The sequence below is a fragment of the Vibrio sp. Vb0937 genome (genome assembly GCF_033338855.1).
Map to the genome: position 1 here is coordinate 1 of NZ_JAWOTK010000264.1, position 1258 is coordinate 1258.

Here is a 1258-nt window from a genome sequence, read left to right on the forward strand (position 1 = left end):
GATCTTCGGAACTGGTCTATCAATTAAATGATCGTCCACCACTGCCACAAACGATTTTTGCTGCACTTCAGCATTTATTGGCGATGTTCGTTGCGGTGATTACACCTTCATTAATCATTTGCCAATCTTTGGGCGTTCCGGCCGATCAAACCAACACCATTATCAGCATGTCGCTGTTTGCATCTGGTGTTTCTTCCTTTATCCAAATCCGTACCTTTGGCCCTGTCGGCTCCGGCTTGCTATCGGTGCAAGGCACCAGCTTTAACTTTTTGGGTCCAATCATCGGTGCGGGTTTATCACTCAAAGCAGGTGGCGCGGACATCAGCACCATGATGGCGGCCATTTTCGGTACGATTTTAGTCGCCTCTTTTGCCGAGATCTTACTGTCTCGTGTGCTTGAGCATGCACGTCGCATCATCACACCTCTCGTCTCTGGCATTGTCGTAACTCTGATTGGCCTGACGCTGATCCAAGTTGGCTTGGTTTCTATGGGTGGAGGCTATGCTGCAATGGGCGACGGTACTTTTGGTAGCTTAGACAAACTGGCGCTCGCTGGTACCGTACTTGGTTTAATTGTGATTTTGAATCGTTCTAAAAACCCATACATTCGCGTGGCTTCGATCGTGATTGCCATGCTGGTTGGCTATGTAATGGCATACTTCATGGGTATGGTCGACACCTCAAAATTGGGGGAAACCAACCTCGTTGCGCTACCGATTCCGATGCAGTACGGCTTGTCATTTGACTGGTCACTATTTATCCCTCTCGTGCTGATTTTCTTTATCACGGCGTTGGAAGCGATCGGCGACATTACCGCAACGTCTGAAGTATCTGGCGAGCCGGTTAAAGGCCCTATTTACATGAAGCGTATCAAAGGTGGGGTATTAGCGGATGGTCTGAACTCGGCCATCGCTGCGGTATTCAACAGCTTTCCAAACTCTACTTTCAGTCAAAACAACGGCATTATCATGCTAACGGGCGTCGCAAGCCGTTACGTGGGTTACTTTATCTCGGGCATGTTAGTGATTCTTGGTCTATTCCCGGGCGTGGCCAGTTTTGTTCAGCTGATCCCAGAACCTGTACCTGGTGGCGCTACCATCGTGATGTTCGGCCCCATTGCCGCTGCAGGCGTGCGCATTATCTCGCGTGTTGACCTCGACCGACGCGCGATTCTGATTATGGCGCTGTCATTCTCGATGGGGTTAGGTATCGCTCAGAAACCTGAGATTCTGCAGTTTATGCCTGAGTTTATTAAAAG

Annotated in this window: 1 protein-coding gene; it reads left to right on the forward strand. The window is 49.5% G+C overall.

Annotated features, from left to right (window positions below):
* On the forward strand, nucleotides 1-1258 hold a 1258-nt coding region (locus R7P67_RS24950; protein ID WP_318086336.1), incomplete at both ends, for a uracil-xanthine permease family protein.